This window comes from Comamonas humi, assembly GCF_054782535.1.
Window position 1 is genome coordinate 351,688 of sequence record NZ_BAAGSH010000018.1, and the last position, 19,832, is coordinate 371,519.

General features: G+C 67.0%; 20 protein-coding genes. 9 read left to right on the forward strand and 11 right to left on the reverse strand.

The annotated features are described in order from the left end of the window. The first annotated feature begins 10 nt into the window (after positions 1-10). Entirely contained in the window at positions 11-613 is a 603-nt protein-coding gene (locus ACYVKR_RS19720) for a cysteine hydrolase family protein (protein ID WP_460482659.1), read from the forward strand. Positions 614-628: 15 nt separating this feature from the next. Here the strand turns inward: ACYVKR_RS19720 and ACYVKR_RS19725 are convergent, their stop codons facing one another. Beyond that, positions 629-1,540: a LysR family transcriptional regulator gene (locus tag ACYVKR_RS19725; RefSeq protein WP_460482660.1), complete on the reverse strand. Its 912-nt coding sequence runs from the start codon at positions 1,538-1,540 to the stop codon at positions 629-631. Between the two features lie 89 nt (positions 1,541-1,629). Here ACYVKR_RS19725 and ACYVKR_RS19730 point away from each other — a divergent pair, with 89 nt between their 5' ends. The 8 genes from ACYVKR_RS19730 to ACYVKR_RS19765 all read left to right on the forward strand — a co-directional run bounded on the left by ACYVKR_RS19730 (position 1,630) and on the right by ACYVKR_RS19765 (position 8,284). Further along, positions 1,630-2,412 (forward strand): Clp protease/crotonase-like domain-containing protein, encoded by a 783-nt coding sequence (locus tag ACYVKR_RS19730; protein WP_460482661.1) that lies wholly within the window; start codon positions 1,630-1,632, stop codon positions 2,410-2,412. A 24-nt stretch (positions 2,413-2,436) separates the two neighbouring features. After that, positions 2,437-3,417, forward strand: coding sequence for a Bug family tripartite tricarboxylate transporter substrate binding protein (locus tag ACYVKR_RS19735; protein WP_460482662.1), 981 nt, complete (start codon positions 2,437-2,439; stop codon positions 3,415-3,417). A 2-nt stretch (positions 3,418-3,419) separates the two neighbouring features. After that, a complete protein-coding gene (locus tag ACYVKR_RS19740; RefSeq protein ID WP_460482663.1) occupies positions 3,420-4,619 on the forward strand; it encodes a CaiB/BaiF CoA transferase family protein in 1,200 nt (399 codons plus the stop codon). Positions 4,620-4,648: 29 nt separating this feature from the next. After that, the gene (locus ACYVKR_RS19745; RefSeq protein WP_460482664.1) at positions 4,649-6,142 is read left to right on the forward strand and encodes a protein adenylyltransferase SelO; all 1,494 of its coding nucleotides are present in this window, start codon (positions 4,649-4,651) and stop codon (positions 6,140-6,142) included. Next, the gene (gene msrB / locus ACYVKR_RS19750) at positions 6,139-6,555 is read left to right on the forward strand and encodes a peptide-methionine (R)-S-oxide reductase (RefSeq protein WP_460482665.1); all 417 of its coding nucleotides are present in this window, start codon (positions 6,139-6,141) and stop codon (positions 6,553-6,555) included. Before ACYVKR_RS19745 ends, msrB begins: the two co-directional genes overlap by 4 nt. Before the next feature lie 42 nt (positions 6,556-6,597). Then, a complete protein-coding gene (locus tag ACYVKR_RS19755; RefSeq protein ID WP_460482666.1) occupies positions 6,598-7,152 on the forward strand; it encodes an inner membrane-spanning protein YciB in 555 nt (184 codons plus the stop codon). A 5-nt stretch (positions 7,153-7,157) separates the two neighbouring features. Continuing rightward, positions 7,158-7,427, forward strand: coding sequence for a BolA family protein (locus tag ACYVKR_RS19760; RefSeq protein ID WP_460482667.1), 270 nt, complete (start codon positions 7,158-7,160; stop codon positions 7,425-7,427). Positions 7,428-7,501: 74 nt separating this feature from the next. Next, the gene (locus ACYVKR_RS19765) at positions 7,502-8,284 is read left to right on the forward strand and encodes a peptidylprolyl isomerase (protein ID WP_460482668.1); all 783 of its coding nucleotides are present in this window, start codon (positions 7,502-7,504) and stop codon (positions 8,282-8,284) included. A gap of 172 nt (positions 8,285-8,456) precedes the next feature. Here ACYVKR_RS19765 and ACYVKR_RS19770 read toward each other — a convergent pair whose 3' ends face one another. The 10 genes from ACYVKR_RS19770 to ACYVKR_RS19815 all read right to left on the reverse strand — a co-directional run bounded on the left by ACYVKR_RS19770 (position 8,457) and on the right by ACYVKR_RS19815 (position 19,806). After that, positions 8,457-10,880, reverse strand: a complete 2,424-nt coding sequence (locus ACYVKR_RS19770; RefSeq protein ID WP_460482669.1) for an AI-2E family transporter — start codon at positions 10,878-10,880, stop codon at positions 8,457-8,459. A 103-nt stretch (positions 10,881-10,983) separates the two neighbouring features. Continuing rightward, on the reverse strand, positions 10,984-12,366 hold the full coding sequence (locus tag ACYVKR_RS19775) for a PI-PLC domain-containing protein (protein ID WP_460482670.1): 1,383 nt from the start codon (positions 12,364-12,366) through the stop codon (positions 10,984-10,986). 106 nt (positions 12,367-12,472) lie between these two features. Next, complete coding sequence (locus ACYVKR_RS19780) at positions 12,473-13,381, reverse strand: LysR family transcriptional regulator (protein WP_460482671.1); 909 nt, start codon at positions 13,379-13,381, stop codon at positions 12,473-12,475. 26 nt (positions 13,382-13,407) lie between these two features. Further along, positions 13,408-14,181, reverse strand: a complete 774-nt coding sequence (locus tag ACYVKR_RS19785) for an SDR family oxidoreductase (protein ID WP_460482672.1) — start codon at positions 14,179-14,181, stop codon at positions 13,408-13,410. A gap of 116 nt (positions 14,182-14,297) precedes the next feature. Further along, positions 14,298-14,963: a methionine ABC transporter permease gene (locus tag ACYVKR_RS19790; protein ID WP_460482673.1), complete on the reverse strand. Its 666-nt coding sequence runs from the start codon at positions 14,961-14,963 to the stop codon at positions 14,298-14,300. A gap of 14 nt (positions 14,964-14,977) precedes the next feature. After that, complete coding sequence (locus ACYVKR_RS19795) at positions 14,978-16,015, reverse strand: methionine ABC transporter ATP-binding protein (protein ID WP_460482674.1); 1,038 nt, start codon at positions 16,013-16,015, stop codon at positions 14,978-14,980. Between the two features lie 212 nt (positions 16,016-16,227). After that, positions 16,228-17,358 (reverse strand): branched-chain amino acid ABC transporter substrate-binding protein, encoded by a 1,131-nt coding sequence (locus ACYVKR_RS19800; protein WP_460482675.1) that lies wholly within the window; start codon positions 17,356-17,358, stop codon positions 16,228-16,230. A 74-nt stretch (positions 17,359-17,432) separates the two neighbouring features. Beyond that, positions 17,433-17,894, reverse strand: coding sequence for a hypothetical protein (locus ACYVKR_RS19805; protein ID WP_460482676.1), 462 nt, complete (start codon positions 17,892-17,894; stop codon positions 17,433-17,435). Positions 17,895-17,899: 5 nt separating this feature from the next. After that, positions 17,900-18,355, reverse strand: a complete 456-nt coding sequence (locus tag ACYVKR_RS19810) for a DNA polymerase III subunit chi (RefSeq protein ID WP_460482677.1) — start codon at positions 18,353-18,355, stop codon at positions 17,900-17,902. Further along, the gene (locus ACYVKR_RS19815) at positions 18,352-19,806 is read right to left on the reverse strand and encodes a leucyl aminopeptidase family protein (RefSeq protein WP_460482678.1); all 1,455 of its coding nucleotides are present in this window, start codon (positions 19,804-19,806) and stop codon (positions 18,352-18,354) included. Before ACYVKR_RS19815 ends, ACYVKR_RS19810 begins: the two co-directional genes overlap by 4 nt. Positions 19,807-19,832: the final 26 nt, after the last annotated feature.

Here is a 19,832-nt window from a genome sequence, read left to right on the forward strand (position 1 = left end):
GGGTACCGGAATGCTATTGGACGTTGAAGATTCGCAATTGGTGCTGGTGGACTACCAGGCCAAACTGATGCCAGCCATTTTTGAAGGCGAGCAGGCGCTGCAGAACGCGCTGCGCCTCGCCCGCATCGCCAAGGCCGTCGAGGTGCCCGTGTTTGGCACCGAGCAGAACCCCGACCGGCTCGGCACCAACGATGCCGCGCTCAAGGAACTGTGCGACCGCACGCTGCGCAAGCTGTATTTCAGCGCCGTGCCCGAAGGTCTGAACGAATGGCTGCGCCCGCCTGTCAAGGCACCTTCGGGTAACGCCCGCAGCCTGCCGCGGCACCTGCAGAAGCCCGCGGCCCCGGAGGCCCAGCGCAACAGCATCGTGATCGCCGGCTGCGAAGCCCATGTCTGCCTGCTGCAGACCGCGCTCGAGCTGCTGGAAGACGAGTTCGACGTCTGGGTGGTCACCGACGCCTGCAGCTCGCGCACCGAGCGCAACCGCGATGCGGCCTTCGACCGCCTGGCCGGTGCCGGTGCCGAGCTGGTCACCACCGAGATGGTGGCCTTCGAGTGGCTGCGCACCTGCGAGCACCCGGAGTTCAAGACCCTGCTGTCGCAGATCAAGTAAGGCAGCCCTCCAGACTCATGCAGCGTCCGGCCCCAGCAGCGAAAAACTCTGCTGCAGATGGGCCAGAAAGCTGCGGGCCGACACCGACAGGCGCTGCGCATTCCTGCGGATCAGCGATACCTTGTGCCTGAACGGCGCCAGGTCTTCGATATCCAGCGCCTGCATGCCCCACTGGCCGGCAATCGCCGCCGTGTAGCCGGGGGCGATCAGGAAACCCGCCCCCTCCTTCACCAGCCCCAGGGCCGCGGTCAGCGTACCTACCTCGAGATGGCTCTCGTAGGCTATGCCGGTGCTGGCGAAGATCTGGTCCAGGCTGCGGCGGATGCTGTAGGAGCCGCGCAGCGAGATGTAGTTGTAGGGCACCAGTTCCGCAAGCCGCACCTGCTGGCGCCCAGCCAGCGCGTGTTCGCGGTGGACGATGGCATGCATGGCGTCCTCCAGGATCACCGAGCGCTGGATGTCGGGCAGCCCGGCGTCGGCCGCGCAGAAGCCGAAATCCACGGTACCCGCCATGACGCTGTCGATGGTCTCGTCGGTCGAATACTCGAATATCTCGAAATCGATGCCGGGATACCGCCGCCGGTAACCGGCGATGACCGGTGACAGAAAGCCGTACAGCATCAGCGGCGAAGCCGCGATGCTGACCTTGCCCCGCTCCAGCGTGATCAGCTCCTGCACGCTGCGCTTGGCGGTTTCCATGGTCGCGGTCACATCCAGCGCGAAATGGTAGAACTCGGTCGCCGCAGTGCTGGGCACGACCCGCCGCGTGGTCCGCTCGAACAGCGGCAGGCCGAGCTGGCTTTCGAGTTCGGCAATCATCTTGCTGGCCGCCGACTGCGTGACATGCAGCTTGTTCGCCGCCTCGGTGAAGCTGCCCGAGCGGAACACTGCGAGGAAGACCTCCAGCTGGCGGAAGGTGATATTCATTCCTTTAACTACTCAATGGATTAGAAGAATTCCATTGTGTCATGAGAAGCCGGCTTGAATAATTTGGGCATTCCCTTGAAAGCATGCCCATGAACACCCCAGCTTCCGCTCCCCAATGCCATGTCTCCCACTCCGATGACGGCGTGGCCACCGTACGTTTCGACAACGGCCGCCTCAACCTGCTCACCGAGGATGCCGCGAATATCTACGCCCAGACCCTGGGCAAGCTGGGCCGGCGCGAGGATATCAGCCTGCTGGTGATCCAGGGCGGCGCCTCGGCCTTCCTGGGCGGTGCGGACATCAAGTTCCTTAAGGACGCCGGCAAGGCCGACATCGACGCCTACATCCGCAGCGTCTACCGGCTGTGCGAGACCATCCGCGACATCCCCTATGCCACGATGTCGGTGATCTCGGGCTACTGCCTGGGCGCGGGCATGGAGGTGGCCGCCGTCTGCGACTTCAAGATCGCCGCGGCCGATGCGCAGTTCGGCATGCCCGAGGTCAAGCTGGGCGTGCCCTCGGTGATCCACGGCGCCATGCTGCCGGGCATGATTGGCTGGACCCACACGCGCGACCTGCTGCTCAGCGGCCGCATCATCCCTGCCGGCCTGGCCCAGGCCTGGGGCCTAGTCACCGACGTGGCCGGCGAACCGGGGCTGGATGCCGCCGTGGCGCACTGGAAGGCCGAGATCCTGGCCAACGGCCCGGTGTCCATGCGCATCCAGAAGAAGCTGATCCGCGACTGGGAGCGCATGCCGCTGCAGGAGGCCATCAACATCGGCATAGACGGCCTGGTCTCGGCCTACGAGACCGACGAGCCCAAGCGCTATATGGAAGCCTTCCTCGCCAGCCGCAAGCGCCGCGCCGACTGAGCAACTACTACCCAGGAGACAAGCATGACATTCCAGAAACTCCGGCGCAGCCTGCTGGTGCTGGCTACGGCACTCGCCACCCCACTGGTAACTGGCGGCGCCCTCGCCGCGGACTACCCTTCCCAGCCCGTCACCCTGGTCGTACCCTTCGCGGCCGGCGGCATGACCGACATCCTGGCGCGCCAGTTCGCCAAGACCCTGCAGACCCGCAGCGGCCAGCCCGCCGTGGTGGACAACAAGCCAGGCGCCGGCGGCATCATCGGCGCCACCCGCGTGGCCCGCGCCAAGCCTGACGGCTACACGCTGCTGATCACCACCACGGCGCACGTGGTGAACCCCTCGATCACCAAGAACCTGCCCTACAACACCGAAAAGGACTTCGCCCCCATCGCCATGCTGGCGCGCACGCCCAACGTGCTGCTGGTGAACCCTTCGCTGCCGGTCAAGACCGTGCCCGAGCTGCTGGACTATGCGCGCAAGCACAACGGCGTGAGCTATGGTTCCTCGGGCACCGGCGGCACCACCCACCTCTCGGGCGAGCTGCTGGCCGGCAAGACCGGCGCGCCGCTGATCCACGTGCCCTACAAGGGCACGGCACTGGCGGTGAACGACCTGCTCGGCGGGCAAATCCAGGCTTCTTTCGTTGATGGCCTCAGCGCGCTGCGCTACGTCAAGGCTGGCTCGCTGCGCGCCATCGGCGTTTCCACCAAGGAGCGCAACCCCATGCTGCCCGACGTGCCCACCATCGCCGAGCAAGGCGTGCCCGGCTACGAGACGGAAATCTGGATCGGCCTGTATGCGCCCGCCGGCACGCCACCCGCCCTGCTCGACCAGTTGAACAAGCTGGCGCTCGAATCCATGACCGAGCCCGCCTTCAAGAAGACCCTGGACGAGCAGGCCACCACGGCGGGCACCATGGACGTGGCCCAGACCCGCAGCTATGTCTCCGGCGAGATCCGCAAGTGGGGCGAGATCGTGAAGAAGGCCGGGATCGAGCCCCAATGAGCATGGCAGGCACCACCCGCCGGCTGCCGCTCGCCGGCATCCGCATCCTCGACCTCACCAGCGTCATCATGGGCCCCTATGCCACGCAGATGCTGGCTGAATATGGCGCCGACGTCGTCAAGCTGGAGCCGCCCGAAGGCGACATCATGCGCAACATGGGCCCGCACCGCGAACCGCAGATGGGCCCGGTCTACCTCAACCTGAACCGCGGCAAGCGCAGCGTGGTGCTGGACATGAAGCAGCCCGAGGCGCACGGCATCGTGGCCCGGGCCGTCCGCCACCAGGACGTTTTCGTCACCAACATGCGCCGCAAGGCGCTGAAGAAGCTGGGGCTGGACTGGGAGACCCTGTCGCGGCACAACCCGCGGCTCATCTATGTCTTCCTGGCCGGCTTTGCCGAAGACGGCCCGCATGCCGGCAAGCCGGCCTACGACGACCTGATCCAGGGCATGGCCGCGCTGCCCGACCTGGTGCAGACCGCCACCGGCGAGCGCCCCGGCTACCTGCCCATCAACATCGCCGACAAGACCGTGGGCCTGTTCGTGGTGCAGACCGTGCTGGCCGCGCTGCTGGAGCGCATGGCGTCCGGCGAGGGCCAGTACATCGAGGTGCCCATGTACGAGACCATGGCCGGCTTCATGCTGTCCGACCACCTGGGCGCAGCCACCTTCGCCGACGAAGCCGCCAGCCAGGCCGGCAATCCGCGGCTGCTGTCGCGCTACCGGCGGCCGTATCAGACGGCGGACGGCTGGATCAGCACCATCGTCTACACCGACAAGCACTGGGAGAGCTTTCTGCTCCTGATGGGTGACGAGCAGCTCTGGCTGACCGATGAACGCTTTCGCAGCATGGCCAGCCGCACGCAGCACATCGATGCGGTCTACGCCTATGTCGAAGAACAGCTGGCGCGCCGCGACACGGCCACCTGGGTTCGCCTGCTGGCCGAGGCAGACATCCCCGTCGCGCCCGTGGCGCGGCTGGGCGGATTGATCGAAGAACTGGAGCAAGGCGGCCAGGGCCTGATCGGCCGCTACCACGACGCGCAGGGCCGGGCCTACCGCGGTATCAACCCCAGCATCCGCTGGCAGCGCACCCCGCTGCGCGCCGGCGCCAAGGCGCCGCACCTGGGCGAGCACACAGAACAGGTGCTGGCGGAATGGGCTGCGCAGTCCGCATTGGCCGTGCAGGAGCATCCGGGATAAGGTTTTTGCCACTGGGTGACAATGCCCGGATGTCTCTTACCGACAACGATCTCCAGGCGGACAGCGAAACCGCCGCGGGCGGGCAGCCATCGGACTGGACCAACGGCTTTGCCCAGTTGCCACCGGCGTTCTATACCCGGCTGCGCCCCACCCCGCTGCCCGAACCGGTGCTGCGGGCCTGGTCGCCCGAGGTGGCGGCCAGCCTGGGCTGGGATGCCGCCTGGTTCGCCAGCGACGAGGCCGCGCACGTGCTGGGCGGCAACGCACTGCGCCCTGGCATGGACCCCATCGCCACGGTCTACAGCGGCCACCAGTTCGGCCAGTGGGCCGGGCAGCTGGGCGATGGCCGGGCCATCATGCTCGGCGAAACAGCCACCGGCCAGGAAATCCAGCTCAAGGGCAGCGGCAAGACGCCCTACTCGCGCATGGGCGACGGCCGCGCCGTACTGCGCTCCAGCATCCGCGAATACCTGTGCAGCGAGGCCATGCACGCGCTGGGCGTGCCCACCACGCGGGCGCTGAGCCTGGTGGCCTCGCCGCAGCCGGTCTACCGCGAGACGGTGGAAACCGCCGCCGTCGTGGCCCGGGTGGCGCCGAGCTTCGTGCGCTTCGGCCATTTCGAGCATTTCGCCGCGCGCGACCAGATCGATGCGCTGCGCACGCTGGCCGACTACGTCATCGAGCGCTACTACCCCGCGCTGCAGGCCCAGCCGGGCACGGCCCAGGAACGCTATGCGGGCCTGCTGCGCGAAGTGTCGCTGCGCACCGCCGGGCTGCTGGCCCACTGGCAGGCCATAGGCTTTTGCCATGGCGTGATGAACACCGACAACATGAGCATGCTCGGGCTGACGCTGGACTACGGCCCCTTCCAGTTCCTCGACCATTTCGACGCCAACCACATCTGCAACCACAGCGACACCAGCGGCCGCTACGCGTTTGCGCGCCAGCCGCAGATTGCCTACTGGAACCTGTTCTGCCTGGGCCAGGCGCTGCTGCCGCTGATCGAGGACGAGAAGGCCACCGTCGCGGCCATCGACGTCTACAAGGACCGGCTGCAGCAGGCCTTTGCGCAGCGCATGGCCCCCAAGCTGGGCCTGGACCTGGCCGGCGCCGAGGCGCTGATCGGCCCGCTGCTGTCGCTGCTGCAGACGCATACGGTGGACTACACGCTCTTCTGGCGTCGGCTGTCGCACGCCGTGGCCGACGGCGGCTACGATCCGGTGGCGGAGTTGTTCGGCGGCAGCAGCAGCTGGCAGGACTGGATGCTACAGTATCAAGAGCGCATTGCGCTCATGGATACTGCGCAAATGGCCGATTTGATGCTGAAGACCAATCCCAAGTACATTCTGCGGAACTACCTGGGCCAATCGGTGATCGAAGCGGCACAGCAGGGCGACTGGCAACCGCTGCACGACTTGCAAGCCGTGCTGCAGTCGCCCTATGAAGAACACCCGGCCTTCGAGGACTGGGCCCAACCACCGCCCGACTGGGCGCGGCACATCGAGATCAGCTGTTCATCATGACCTATCCCATCACCAAGACCGACGCCGAATGGCAGGCCGAACTGGCCGCCAAGCATGCCGAGCCGCAGGCCTTCCAGGTCACGCGCCATGCGGCCACCGAGCGTCCGTTCACCGGCAAGTACGAGGCGCACTGGGCCGACGGCAGCTACCACTGCATCTGCTGCGGTGCCAAACTGTTCGACTCGGGCACCAAGTTCGACGCCGGCTGCGGCTGGCCGAGCTTCTCCGAGGCTGTGCCCGGCGCCATCGCCGAGCATGTGGACCGCAGCCACGGCATGGTGCGCGTCGAGACGGTGTGCGCCAGCTGCGGCGCGCACCTGGGCCACGTCTTTCCCGACGGCCCGGCGCCCACCGGCCTGCGCTACTGCATGAATTCGGCCTCGCTCGATTTCGAGGCCGACGGCCAGCCCTAAACTCCCCCCTTTCCGCATTGTTGCCAAGGCCCATCCCACGCCATGAAGCTGCTCATTGAATTCTTCCCGATCCTGCTGTTTTTCGCGGCCTTCAAGCTGTGGGGCATCTTCGTTGCCACGGCCGTCGCAATCGCGGCCACCGTGGTGCAGATCGCCTACCTGCGCTACAAGCACGGCAAGGTCGAGCCCATGCAATGGATCAGCCTGGGCGTGATCGTGCTGTTTGGCGGCGCCACGCTGATCTCGCACAACGACACCTTCATCAAGTGGAAGCCCACGGTGCTGTACTGGGTGATGGCCGTGGTGCTGCTGGGCGGCCAGTGGCTGTTCAAGAAGAACCTGATGCAGAAGCTCATGGGCGCGCAGATGCAGCTGCCCGCGCCGGTCTGGAACACGGTGAACTACAGCTGGGCCGTGTTCTTCGCGGCCATGGGCGTGCTGAACCTGTGGGTGGCCTTCAACTTCGACCTGGATACCTGGGCCACCTTCAAGATGTTCGGCGGCCTGGGCCTGATGGTTGCCTTCGTCATCGTGCAGGCCATCTACCTGAGCCGCTACCTCAAGGACAGCGACACCGGCTCGTCCGCCCACGAGTGACCCGCATGCAACCCCAGGACATCACCGCGCCCGCCATCGAGGCGGCCCTGCGCAGCGCATTCCAGCCCACGCAACTCGAAGTCATCGACGAAAGCTGGCAGCACGCCGGCCACGCCGGCGCCAACGGATCGGGCTTCGGCACGCATTTCCGCGTACGCATCGGTTCACCGATTTTTACGGCTCGTTCCAGAGTGGCGCAGCATCGCCTTGTGTATGATGCGCTGCAAGAATTCCTGGATGCGGGGCTGCACGCCCTGGCCATCGAAATTCTGTGATGCCCTGCCGGGCGGACGGAACTCCGGCATGCGCATCGTACTCACACCACTTTCATAAACCGTTTGGAATCCGCATGAAAAAACAGCTCCTGAGCGCCCTCGTTGCTACCGCTGCATTGGGCATGAGCACCGCCGTATTGGCGCAAAACCTGGCTGTGGTCAATGGCAAGCCGGTTCCCGCGTCGCTGCTGAGCACGATCAAGCAGCAATTCGAGCAGAACGGCCGCCCGGTGCCGCCCGAACAGGAAGCCCAGCTCAAGGACGCCCTGATCGAGCGCGAGATCTACGCCCAGGAAGCTCGCAAGCAGGGCCTGGATGCCACCGAGTCGTTCAAGAACCAGGTGGAACTCAATCGCCAGGGCCTGCTGGCCCAGGAGCTGTTCGCCAAGTACGAGAAGTCCCATCCGATCACGGACGAGGCGGCCAAGGCCGAGTACAACAAGCTGGTCGCCGCCAACAGCGGCAAGGAATACCACGCCGCCCACATCCTGGTCGAGTCCGAGGACAAGGCCAAGGCCCTGATCGCCCAGATCAAGAAGGGTGGCAAGTTCGCCGACCTGGCCAAGAAGGAATCGAAGGACCCCGGATCCGGCCAGCGCGGCGGCGATCTGGACTGGGCCAATGCTTCCAGCTACGTGCCCGAGTTCTCGGAAGCCATGACCAAGCTGAAGAAGGGCGAGATGACGAGCCAGCCCGTCAAGACCCAGTTCGGCTACCACATCATCCGCGTGGACGACATCCGCGAAGCCCAGGCGCCCAAGTTCGAGGACGTGAAGCCCCAGGTCGTGCAGAAGTTGCGCCAGGAGAGCCTCCAGAAGTACCAGCAGGAACTGCGCGAAAAGGCCAAGGTGGAATAAGCCACCGGCCCTGCCCGCCCTACAACAAAGCCCCTGGCAGCCGCCAGGGGCTTTGTGCTTTCTGAGGTATCGTTTTAAAAATGATAGCTTCCAGCGCTTGATACATGAGGAATTCAAATACATTCATATTCGAAATCCTTGTAGAGCAATCGCCAGCAGCTCCTGTTTTTGATCAACCGCCCGATGCCCCACCGTCCGCGTGCAACAGCGCCTGCATCAAGCGGTTGGCCATCCCTTGCAGCAGTTCGAGCTCGTCGGCCTGTAGCGTACGCGGCCGGTCGTCGAACACCACCAGCGCGCCCAGGATGTGCGACTTGCGGTCCACCAGCGGCGCCGCGGCAAAGCTGCGTATGCCGTGCGCCAACAGCAGCGGGTGCTGCGCAAAGCGCGGATCGCGCTGCACGTCGCCCACCACGACCAGGCCCTTCTCGGCCACCACATGGGCGCTGACGGACTCGTCGCGCGGCAGCCCGCCCTGCGGCGCGTCGGTGCGGCTCCTGACGAGCAGGCTGCGCGGCGTGTGCACCCAGTCCGCATCCACCCAGGCCACATGGGCCCAGCGCACCTGGAAGGCGTGCATGGCCTGCACGGCGCATTCCTGGCAGGCGTCCACGCCGGCGGCCTGCAGCACGCCGCTGGCATGCAGCGCCGCCACGCGCTGCGCATCACCGCGGGGCCGCTCGGCCGGCAGGTAGGGCAGCGGCCCCGCGGCCTGCAGCACATGCTCCACGCGCAGCGCCAGCTCGCGCGCGCTGTTCACCACCACGTCCACGCCCAGCGCCTCGGCGGCGCCGGGCTGGCGCAGCTCGTCGCCGGCGTTCCAGGCGGCCACGGCGATCTTCACCTGCGGCCAGCGCCCGCGCAGGCGGCGGCACATCTGGCGCACCGCCGCCTGGGGGTGCGGGCTGAAGGTGGACAGGCACACCAGCTGCGGGTTGCGCCAGTCGGCAAAGTCGCCATCCGCCGCCAGGTGGGGCAGCGCGTACTCGGAGCAGCCGGCGTCATAGCCCTGCACGCCCAGCATGTGGGCCAGCATGGCGGCGGCCAGTGCGTCGATCTCCCAGCGCAGGCCCACGCAGTGGACCACGGGGCCGGCCTGGCCCGGCCGCGCGGGAAAGCGCTGCTGCAGCTCCTCGATCAGCTCGGAGGTGCCCAGCGACAGGCGCAGCCGGTGCTCGGCGGTGATGTACTCGCTGTTGTTGCGGCTGGCGATGGTGAGCGCGGGGATCGCCACCTCGTCGTAGAACTGCGTGACCGCGGCCGCCTTCTGCTGCGGCTCGGCGCGGGACGGCAGATGGGCGCGGATGGACTCCTTGGCCACGTCCACCGCCGCCTCCACATTGGCGCTGAGCAGCCGCTGGTAGAGCTTGTGCGCCGGGTCCAGCACCGACTTGCTGCCCAGCAGCACCTCCATGAAGCCCAGCGCCGGGATGTAGCGCCCCAGCACCAGCAGGCACACGGTCAGCGGCGTCGACAGGATCAGGCCGATCGGCCCCCACAGTGCGGTCCAGAACGTGGCCGCCAGGATGATGGACAGCGTGGACAGCCCGGTGCTCGCGCCGTACAGCCAGGGCTCGATCACGTTGTTGCTGAGCAGCTCGAGCAGCACGATCAGCGCCAGGGTCCACAGCAGCAGGTTCCAGCCCGGGTCAACCGCAAAGGCCAGCAGCAGCGGGAATACCGCTGACACCATGGGCCCGATGTAGGGCACGAAGCGCATCACCGCCGCCAGCGCGCCCCACAGCACGGCGCCGGGCACGCCTATCCACCACAGGCCCAGCGCCATCGGGATGCCGTAGCTCACGTTGACGACCAGCTGCATGCGCAGGTACTGGCCAATGCGGGTCGAGGCCTCGTCCAGCGCGTCGGTGGCCATGTGCATGTTCGGCCCCATCAGCCGGATCAGGCGGTCCTGCAGGTCGCTGCGGTCGAGCAGGATCAGGATCACGAACAGCAGCACGATGCCCACCATGGCCACCGGCTCGCCCAGCCGGGCCAACATCTCGGCGGCCTGCTCCAGCGGCCGGTTGGCCGGCGGCTGGATCTCCACCTTCTGCACGCGCGCCGGCCGCGCGGGCGCGGCGCGGCCCGAGGCATCGGGAGGCGCCACCTTGGCGATCTCGGTCTCGACGGTGTTGAACACCTGCCGCGCCCCATCGAGCACGCCGGGGCCCTGCGCGTAGACCCGCAGGTGGCGCAGCTTCTGGCGGATGGTGTTCTGGTAGGTCGGCAGCTCCTCGCTCAGCTGGGTGACCTGGCTGCCCAGGTACAGCACGCCCGCCCCTATGCTGCCCACGGCCAGCGCCACCACCAGCAGCACGGCCGCCATGCGCGGCAGCCACAGGTGGCGCAGCAGCCGCACCAGCGGATCGAGCAGAAAGCCCAGCAGCGAGGCCAGCGCCAGCGGGATGAGCAGGTCGCGCCCCACATAGAGCGCCAGGATGACCAGCGCCCCGATCACCAGGCCCACCATCAGGCGCACCCCGGGCACCAGCGACGACAGCTGCGCCAGCACCTGCTGCTGGCGCGGCTGCGCCGTGCCGTCCCCCACGGCGGCACGATCCTCGGTTTCCTGGCTGCCCGGCTCCAATGGCATCTATCCCTCGCTTCCCTGCCCGGTCGTCGTCCGGGCCAGCAAGCATATTAAAGGGCCTGCGGGGCAGGCGCCATGTCAGCGGGCATTGGATACGGATGACGGATCAGGGCGCGCCGAGCGGCCGCTTCAGCTCATCCAGGTAGCGCGTGCGAGCGGCCACGCCGGTGTTCGCGAAATCGGTGAACACGCCATCCACGCCGGCGCGGTAGAACGCCAGGTATTCCTGCACCGGATCGCCCTGGTAGGCGCCGGCCAGGTATTTCTTTTCGTTGCGGAAGGTGAAGACATGCACGAACAGCCCGGCCTTGTGGGCATCGGCGATCAGGCTGGTGGGCTCGACCGTGTTCACGTCGGCCAGGCCCGCGCCCTCCTTGTACGGCACGGCGCGCAGCCGCATGGCCTGCGGTTTCCAGGGGCCGATGCCGTCGGCATAGGTCTTGATCTCGGCCAGGCCCTGGGGCGTGAGCATCTCGCCGAAGTAGCGGCCGTCGCCAGCCAGCGTCCAGCTATAGGGACGCGCGCTGACGAAGTTGTACTGGTCGTCCGTCTTGTAGACCATGGCGCCGCTGCGGTAGTCTACGTCGTTGCCATCCACCAGTTGCACCACGCGCGTGTTCAGCCCGATGGAGCGCATGTACTTGAGGCTGGCCGGGTCGAAGCTCTGCACCAGGATGGGTGCATCCTTGCGGTTGAGGTTGTTGTCCTTGACCAGCTTGACGATGGCATCCTCGAACGGGTGCTCGCCACTGCCGCAGCCGTTGGCGATGGCCTGCTGGTTGTTCCAGTAGGGGTTCTTCGCCTCGGGGTAGACCGTGATCGTGCGGCCGGTGGCGGCGCTCTTGGCCTTGGCGATATCGATGATCTCCTGCATGGTCATCACCGGGAACTTGCCATTCAGCTCGGTCGGTCGCTCGTTGCGGGCGTCGTACGTGGTGCCGCCAATCCACTGCTTGAGTTCGGCCGCGGTGAAGTCGGTGATGGACCAGTCGCCGGTGTGGTCCTCGCCGTCCACCACCAGCGACTTGAGCACCGACTTGGGATCGTTCGGATCGGTGCGGTCGCTCAGGTAGGTGGCAGGGCCGCCATAGGTGGCCAGCGAATACTTGACGGGCACCTCGACGCCGGGCACGGTGCGCTTGCGGGCCGCCACCGAGGCATTGGTCTTGGCGACCTCGGCGATGTTGGTGTTGTCGCTGAGCCAGGGGTTGTGGCGCGCCACCAGCACGCAGTCCTTGCTCAGGTGCAGGTCCTCTTCCAGCGAGTCGGCGCCGGCATCGGCCGCGGCCTCGTAGCCCGGCCGGGTCTGCTCGGGGTACAGCCCCGGCAGCCCGCGGTGGCCGACGACCAGCGGCGGCTTGCCGTCCAGCGTGCGCAATTGCGGGCTGCTGCCGTCGCCGCCCCCGCAGGCGGCCAGCAGCAGCGATACGCCCACGGCGGGCCCGGCCAGCTTCAGGCCGCGTGCTGTTAGGGATTTTGAATGGGCCATGACACAGGTATTAAAAATGAAAGATGCTGCATTGTTCAGTTGCAACATGTCAATCCGGTGACGGCACCAGGCTGTATCCATATGTCAGGAGAATATGTCAGGAGATTCAGCCGCACAGGTGCGGCGCCATCAGCGCACCGAACCAGTCTATGAAGGCCGCGAGCCGGCGCGAGCGATGGCGGCGGTGTGGGTACAGCAGCGACACTGGCATGGGCGCGGCGCGGTGCCCGGGCATGACCTCGGCCAGCCGCCCCGCATCGAGCAGGTGCTGCACGTCGTAGCGGGGGATCTGGATCAGCCCGAGCCCAGCACGGCAGGCGGCGATATAGGTCTCGACATTGTTCACCGCGACCCGGCTGGCCAGCTCCACGGTCTGCAGTTGCCCTGCGCCATCGACCCACTCCCACGGCGCGCGCCGGCCCGCCTGCGGTGCACCGTAGCCGATGGCCAGGTGCCCGTCGGGCAGCTCGTCGGGATGCAGCGGCTCGCCATGCGCCTGCAGGTAGGCCGGGCTGGCGCAGTTGATCAGCTCGATGCAGCCCAGCCGGTGCACCACCAAGCTGCTGTCGTCGAGCATGCCTATGCGCACCACACAGTCCACGCCCTCCTCCACCAGGTCGATGGCCCGGTCAGTGGAGCCCACATGCAGCTGCAGCTGCGGGTGCTGCGCCAGCAGGCCGGGCAGCGCCGGCGCCACCAGCCGCCGCGCGATGCGGCTGGGCAGGTCCACGCGCAGCTGGCCGCTGACCTGGCTGCGGCTGGTGTGAAAGAGCTGGTCCACGTCCTCCAGCTCCTGCAGCAAGGGCTGCAGCCGCTGCATGAGGCGCGCGCCGTCGGCGCTGAGGCTGACCTTGCGCGTCGTACGGTGCAGCAGGCGCACGCCCATGTGGGCCTCGAGCTGCTGGACGGCAGCGGTGACGCTGGCGCGCGGCAGGTCCAGCGCCCGGGCGGCCTGGATGAAGCTGCCCTGGTCGGCCACCTGCACGAAGATGCGGTACTGGTCGAATCGATCCATGCGCGCCATTGTGCAGCGCCGGCGGCTTACTTGGTGGTGTAGCCGCCGTTGATCAGGATGGTCTGGCCGGTGATCCACCAGCCATCGCTCACCAGGTGGCGGATGAAGGGCACCACGTCCTCGATGTGCGTGAGCCCGGTGAGTGAGAACGGCGACAGCGCGGCCGCCGTCTTGTGGTAGGCCACGGCATCGGCGCCTTCGGCGGGGTAGAAGAACGGCGTGTCCATCGGGCCTGGGCCCACGGCGGTCACCGAGATGCCGCGCGCACCAAACTCCTTGGCCGCCGCGCGGGTGAAATGCTCCACCGGCGCCTTGGTGCCGGCGTAGGACGCATAGAACGGCGTGAACGCGCCCAGCAGCGAAGTCACCAGGGTCACGACCTTGCCGTTGTCGTTGACGTGCCTACCGGCTTCCTTCAGGAAGAAGAACGCGGACTTGCTGTTGACCGCCGCCATCTCGTCGTATTCGGCCTCGGTGATGTCCACCAGCGGCTTCTTCTGCACCTTGCCCACGGTGTTGATGGCGATGTCGGGACGGCCCACCGCGGCGATGGCGTCGGCGAACAGCTTTTCCATCGCGGCGGCGCTGCTCAGGTCGGCCTGCAGCGCCACGCCCTGGGCACCGGCGGCCTCGATGGCGGCTACCGTCGCATCGGCATCGGCCTTGGAGGAAGCGCTGTTGTAGTGCACTGCCACGGCCTGGGCGCCCTGGGCCGCCAGGTCACGGGCGATCAGGCCGCCGAGGTTCTTGGCGCCGCCGGCGATCAAGGCTACCTTGCCGCGAATCGAATGGTCTGCCATGGGTATCTCCTGCTTCGGTTGCTAAAAGCCGGAGTCTACGCAGCACTATCGATGCAATAAAGACGATAGATGTGGATGGATTGTCCAGGAAATCCACCCAATCCCCGCCCTGCGCCCTACTTGTGGCTGAGCCTGCGCACCGCCCAGTCGCCCAGGCTCTGGATCACCTGCACGAACAGGATCAGGATCAGCACCACGGCCAGCATCACGTCCGGCAGGAAGCGCTGGTAGCCGTAGCGGATGCCGAGGTCGCCCAGGCCGCCGCCGCCGATCGCGCCGGCCATGGCCGAGTAGCCGGTCAGGCTGACGAAGCTGATCGTCAGGCCCGCGACGATGCCGGGCATGGCCTCGGGCAGCAGCACCTTCCAGACGATCTGCCACGAGGTCGCGCCCATGGCCTGGGCGGCCTCGATCAGGCCGTTGTCCACCTCGCGCAGCGAGGCCTCGACCAGGCGCGCCACGAAGGGCGCGGCCGCCAGCGTCAGCGGCACGATCGCCGCGGCCGTGCCAATCGACGAGCCCACGATCAGGCGCGTGAACGGGATGATGGCCACCAGCAGGATGATGAAAGGCGTGGAGCGCACGGCGTTCACCAGCCAGCCCACGATGCGGTTCAGCGGGCCGTTCTCGAGCACGCCGCCGCGGTCGGTCAGGCGCAGGAACACGCCCAGCGGGATGCCGATCAGCGCCCCCGCGATGCCCGAAATACCGACCATGATGAGCGTCTCCCACAGCGAGGTGGCGAACAGCTCCAGCATCATTTCCGAAAAATTCTCAAACATGCTTGCCTCCGCCCTCAGTGGTTGACTTCCTGCACCTGCACGCCGCTGGCCTGCAGCGCCACGATGGCTGCTTCCAGTTGTTGCTGGTCGCCGCTGGCGTAGACCGCCAGAAAGCCGAAGGTCTGCTCCTGGATCTCATCGACCTGGCCGTTGAGGATGCTCAGGTCGAGCCCGAAATCGCGGATCAGCCGCGACAGGATCGGCTGGTAGGCCTGCTCGCCGGCATAGGACAGGCGCAGCAGCTTGCCACTACCGTGGCTGCGCTGCGCCTCTAGCGCCCGCACGCGCTCCATCACGCTGGCGGGCAGCTCCTGCGGCACGATCTCATCGATCAGGCTCCGGGTGATGGGCTGCTGCGGGCGAGTGAACACATCGATCACCGAACCCATCTCCACCACGCGCCCGGCCTCCATCACCGCGACGCGGTCGGCGATCTGCTTGACCACCTGCATCTGGTGCGTGATGAGCACCACCGTCAGGCCCATGTCGCGGTTGATCTGCTTGAGCAGCGCCAGGATGGCGCGCGTGGTTTCCGGGTCCAGCGCCGACGTGGCCTCGTCGCTCAGCAGCACCTTGGGGTGGTTGGCCAGTGCGCGGGCAATGCCCACGCGTTGCTTCTGGCCGCCCGACAGCTGCGCCGGAAAGCGGTCGCGCAGCGCGGCCAGCCCCACCAGGTCGAGCAGCGGCTCGATCCGCTGCCGGATCGCTGCCTTGTCCATGCCGGCCAGTTCCAGCGGCAGGGCGGCGTTGTCGAACACGGTGCGCGACGACAGCAGGTTGAAGTGCTGGAACACCATGCCGATGTCGCGCCGCGCCTCGCGCAGCCGGGCGTCGCTGAGCTGCGTGAGGTCGTGGCCGTTGACGATCACCTGCCCGGTGGTCGGGCGGTTGAGCAGGTTGATGTTGCGCACCAGCGAGCTCTTGCCGGCGCCGCTGCGGCCGATGATGCCGAACACCTCGCCCGCGCCGATCGCGAGGTCGATGCCGCGCAGCGCATGCACCGGCCCATGGGGGCTCGGGTAGGTCTGGGTGATACCTTTTAATTCGATCATGGAAACAAACAACAAGGCGCCGCGGACCAGGCCCGGCGCCTTCAAAAGAAAAGCAAGGCGGCACTGTAAGCCACAGCGGCCCAGCTGCCAAAGAATGAAATTTTAGTTCTTTGGTACTTCGAGTTATGAGGCAAAGGGATTTTGCTGCGCGGCGCAAGCAAAAACGGCAACCCGGAGCCTCCGGATTGCCGTCGTCACGAAGCGCCGCGGACTCAGTTCAGCGGCGTCTTCTTGCCGTCGCGGTACACGTACAGCGTGATCGCGGGGTTCTTCAGGTCGCCGTTGGCCTCGAACTCGATGTTCGCCGTCACACCCTTGTAGTGCGACTTCTTCAGCTCGGGGATGTAGACCTTCGGGTCCCACGAGCCGGCGCGCTTCATCGCGTCGATCAGCAGCATGGTCGCGTCATAGGTGTAGGGGCTATACAGCACGTACTGGCCGGGGTACTTGGCGTCGTAGCGGGCCTTCCAGGCCGTGCCGCCGGGCATCTTGGCCAGCGACAGCGCGCCCTCGGCGCAGACCACGCTGTCCAGCGCCTTGGAGTTCGCCGACAGCTTGGGCAGCTCGGTGGTGCAGATGCCGTCGCCGCCGAAGAACTTGACCTTGGACAGGCCCAATTGCTGCATCTGGCGCAGCATGGGGCCGGCCTGCGGGTCCATGCCGCCGTAGAAGATGGCATCAGGCTTCTGGGCCTTGATGGCGGTGAGGATGGCCATGAAGTCGGTGGCCTTGTCGGTGGTGAACTGGTCGCTGACCACGCTCACGCCCAGCTCGGCCGAGGCCTTCTTGAACACGCCGGCCACGCCCTGGCCATAAGCGGTGCGGTCGTCCACCACGGCCACGCGCTTGACGCCCAGCGTGCGCGCCGAGTACAGGGCCAGGCCCGCGCCCAGCGCATTGTCGTTGGCGATGATGCGGTAGGTGGTGTTGTAGCCGGGCTTGGTCAGGTCGGGGTTGGTGGCCGCGCCGGTCACGTGCGGGATGCCGCAGTCGTTGTAGACCTTGGACGCGGGAATCGTGGTGCCCGAGTTCAGGTGCCCGACCACGCCGGCCACCTTGGCGTCGCACAGCTTCTGCGCCACGGCCGTGCCCTGCTTGGGATCGGCGGCGTCGTCCTCGGCCACCAGCTCGAACTTGACCTTCTTGCCGCCGATGGTCACGCCCTGCGCGTTGGCTTCCTCAATGGCCATGCGGGCGCCGTTTTCGTTGTCCTTGCCGAAGTGGGCCTGCGGGCCGGAGGCCGGCCCCACGTGGCCGATCTTCACCACCACGTCCTGGGCCGACACGGTGCCCACCAAGGCGCCCAAGGCTGCCAGGGCCACGATACTGTGCTTCATCTGCATGGAACTCTCCGCTTTCCGTTATGGTTAAAGAATGGTTGTCGCGTCATGCGGGCGGCGCCGTCGGGGCGCCTGCATCATCGGCCGTCCTTCAGCTCCTGCTGCACGGCATCCCCCACGGTGTCTCGCACGACTGCTTCTATTTTTTCACTCAGGGGCGCAAGCATAGCCTGTGTGTGCTGTCGCACCAAGTCCTCGATGGCGCCTGCCAGCTGCGCCTGTAGCGCGGCCTGCACACGCTGCAGCACGCGCTGCGTGAGCTGCGCCTCGAAGTCCTCTGCTAAATTGATAGCTGCTGGCGCTTGTTCCTCCTGGGCTGGAGGCATATTTGGCTGAAAATCCTCGGCTGCGGGCGGTGCCGGCGCCTCGGCGGGCTCGGCCCAGCCGGCGCGGCTGGTTCGGGTCTGGGCCAGCGCCTCGTCCGGCGGCAGGCTGCTGGCGCCCATCGACGCCTCGGGCTCGTCGCCCTCCGCGCCCTCGTCGAAGGCCACCACCTCGGTCAGGGTCGGGACGAATTTCGGTGGAATCCTCGGCTCCATGCGATTCACTCCTGCGCGTCCGGGCGCATGTCCAGGTCGTGCCGCTCGATGGCATGGCCGCCGGCCTGGTAGGCGCGCCAGCGTTGCCGGGCGGCGCTGCGGTCTTCCTCGTCCTGGGCGCTCACCACTTCGATGACGCGCTCGAAGCGCTCGAAACCCGCCGGCGTCGCCGCCTGCAGGTTGAGCAATACCTGGTGGTGCGGCAGGCGCTCGTCGAGCTTCTGCGCCAGCACCGTGGGCGAGGCCTGCAGCACCTCGGGCGCGGCATCGGCCAGGCAGTGCGCCAAGAACTGCGAGCCGCCGCCAAAGGCCCACAGCCGGTCGCTCAGCGCTGCGGCCACATCGGCATCCGCGGTCACCACCAGCGGCACCTCCATGCGCTGCAGCTTGCGCACCAGCTTGCAGGTGTACAGCAGCTTGTCCGGGACGTTGAAGTGGAAGGCGACGGCCGTATCACTCATGCCTTGCCCGGGTTCGCACGCGCCACCAGGTAATTCACTAGCAGGCCGACGGGCCGGCCCGTGGCGCCCTTGCTGGCGCCGCTCTTCCAGGCCGTGCCGGCGATGTCGAGGTGCGCCCACGGGGTGTTCTCGACGAAGCGCTGCAGGAACTTTGCCGCCGTCACCGCGCCCGCGGCCCGGCCGGCCACGTTGGCCATGTCGGCGAAATTGCTCTTGAGGCCCTCGCCGTACTCGTCGTCGAGCGGCATGCGCCAGCACCCGTCCTGCGCGGCGTCGCCGGCCTGCTGCAGCGCGGCTGCCAGCTCCTCGTCGTTGGCGAACAGGCCACTGCGCTGCGCGCCCAGCGCGATCACGCAGGCGCCGGTGAGCGTGGCGATGTCGACAATGGCGGCCGGCTTGAAGCGCTGCGCGTAGGTCAGCGTATCGCTCAGCACCAGGCGGCCCTCGGCGTCGGTGTTCAGGATCTCGATGGTCTGGCCGCTCATGCTGGTGACCACGTCGCCCGGCTTGACGGCGCGGCCGTCGGGCATGTTCTCGCAGGCGGGGATCAGGCCCACCACATTGATGTTGGGCTTGAGCAGCGACAGCGCCTTGAAGGTGCCCAGCACGCTGGCGGCGCCGCTCATGTCGAACTTCATCTCGTCCATCTCGGCGGCCGGCTTCAGCGAGATGCCGCCGGTGTCAAAGGTGATGCCCTTGCCGACCAGCACATAGGGGGCCTCGTCCTTGGCGCCGCCCTCGTAGTGCAGCTCGATGAAGCGCGGCGGCTCGGCCGACCCCTGGGCCACGGCCAGGAAGGCGCCCATGCCCAGCTTCTCGATGTCCTCGGTCTTGTGGATCTTGCAGCGCAGGCGCTTGCCGTTGGCCAGTTCCTCGGCCGCTGCCGCCAGCATCTTGGGCGTCGCGTAGTTCGCGGGGCGGTTGGCCCACTCGCGCGCCAAGCCCACGCCGGCCAAGGTGGCGCAGGCCAGGTCGAACGTCGCGCGCAGCGCATCGGCACCCGGCGTGCCCAGCGTGCAGAGCACTTCCTTCTCGGCCTTGGCGGACGGTTTGCTGGTGCGGTAGACATAGAGCAGCTCGCCCACGCACTGCACCGCGGCCTGCACGGCCTCGGGTACCAGAGCGGAGGCTGCGGCCATCAAGACCGACTTGGTGCTTTCCAACTGCAATAATGACGCCACCGCGCCGAGGCCCTGGCGCATGCCCTTGGCCTTGCCGTCGCCAATGCCCACCAGCACCACGCGGCGCGCCGCGACGGCAGGTACCTGGTAGAGGTGCAGCGTCTGGCCGGCCTTGGCATCGAAGTCGCCGTTCTTCTGCGCATGCGCCGCCAGCACGGAGAGCGGATCGCTGCTCTTGGGTGCGTTGGCCGGAACCAATACCAGCAGCAGATCGCAGGCTTGTGATGCGGCAGCCGCCAGGTCCAGGTTTTTCAGATCAAAATTCGTCATCGAGGTCATCCTTCTCGCCAATGTTA

Coding starts and splice junctions, on each gene's coding strand:
- ACYVKR_RS19755 (WP_460482666.1), top strand. CDS start 6,598: ATGAAGCTGCTCATTGAATTCTTCCCGATCCTGCTGTTTTTCGCGGCC.
- ACYVKR_RS19800 (WP_460482675.1), bottom strand. CDS start 17,358: ATGCAGATGAAGCACAGTATCGTGGCCCTGGCAGCCTTGGGCGCCTTG.
- ACYVKR_RS19760 (WP_460482667.1), top strand. CDS start 7,158: ATGCAACCCCAGGACATCACCGCGCCCGCCATCGAGGCGGCCCTGCGC.
- ACYVKR_RS19765 (WP_460482668.1), top strand. CDS start 7,502: ATGAAAAAACAGCTCCTGAGCGCCCTCGTTGCTACCGCTGCATTGGGC.
- ACYVKR_RS19780 (WP_460482671.1), bottom strand. CDS start 13,381: ATGGATCGATTCGACCAGTACCGCATCTTCGTGCAGGTGGCCGACCAG.
- msrB (WP_460482665.1), top strand. CDS start 6,139: ATGACCTATCCCATCACCAAGACCGACGCCGAATGGCAGGCCGAACTG.
- ACYVKR_RS19785 (WP_460482672.1), bottom strand. CDS start 14,181: ATGGCAGACCATTCGATTCGCGGCAAGGTAGCCTTGATCGCCGGCGGC.
- ACYVKR_RS19770 (WP_460482669.1), bottom strand. CDS start 10,880: ATGCCATTGGAGCCGGGCAGCCAGGAAACCGAGGATCGTGCCGCCGTG.
- ACYVKR_RS19790 (WP_460482673.1), bottom strand. CDS start 14,963: ATGTTTGAGAATTTTTCGGAAATGATGCTGGAGCTGTTCGCCACCTCG.
- ACYVKR_RS19805 (WP_460482676.1), bottom strand. CDS start 17,894: ATGGAGCCGAGGATTCCACCGAAATTCGTCCCGACCCTGACCGAGGTG.
- ACYVKR_RS19795 (WP_460482674.1), bottom strand. CDS start 16,015: ATGATCGAATTAAAAGGTATCACCCAGACCTACCCGAGCCCCCATGGG.
- ACYVKR_RS19730 (WP_460482661.1), top strand. CDS start 1,630: ATGAACACCCCAGCTTCCGCTCCCCAATGCCATGTCTCCCACTCCGAT.
- ACYVKR_RS19720 (WP_460482659.1), top strand. CDS start 11: ATGCTATTGGACGTTGAAGATTCGCAATTGGTGCTGGTGGACTACCAG.
- ACYVKR_RS19810 (WP_460482677.1), bottom strand. CDS start 18,355: ATGAGTGATACGGCCGTCGCCTTCCACTTCAACGTCCCGGACAAGCTG.
- ACYVKR_RS19735 (WP_460482662.1), top strand. CDS start 2,437: ATGACATTCCAGAAACTCCGGCGCAGCCTGCTGGTGCTGGCTACGGCA.
- ACYVKR_RS19775 (WP_460482670.1), bottom strand. CDS start 12,366: ATGGCCCATTCAAAATCCCTAACAGCACGCGGCCTGAAGCTGGCCGGG.
- ACYVKR_RS19725 (WP_460482660.1), bottom strand. CDS start 1,540: ATGAATATCACCTTCCGCCAGCTGGAGGTCTTCCTCGCAGTGTTCCGC.
- ACYVKR_RS19815 (WP_460482678.1), bottom strand. CDS start 19,806: ATGACGAATTTTGATCTGAAAAACCTGGACCTGGCGGCTGCCGCATCA.
- ACYVKR_RS19745 (WP_460482664.1), top strand. CDS start 4,649: ATGTCTCTTACCGACAACGATCTCCAGGCGGACAGCGAAACCGCCGCG.
- ACYVKR_RS19740 (WP_460482663.1), top strand. CDS start 3,420: ATGGCAGGCACCACCCGCCGGCTGCCGCTCGCCGGCATCCGCATCCTC.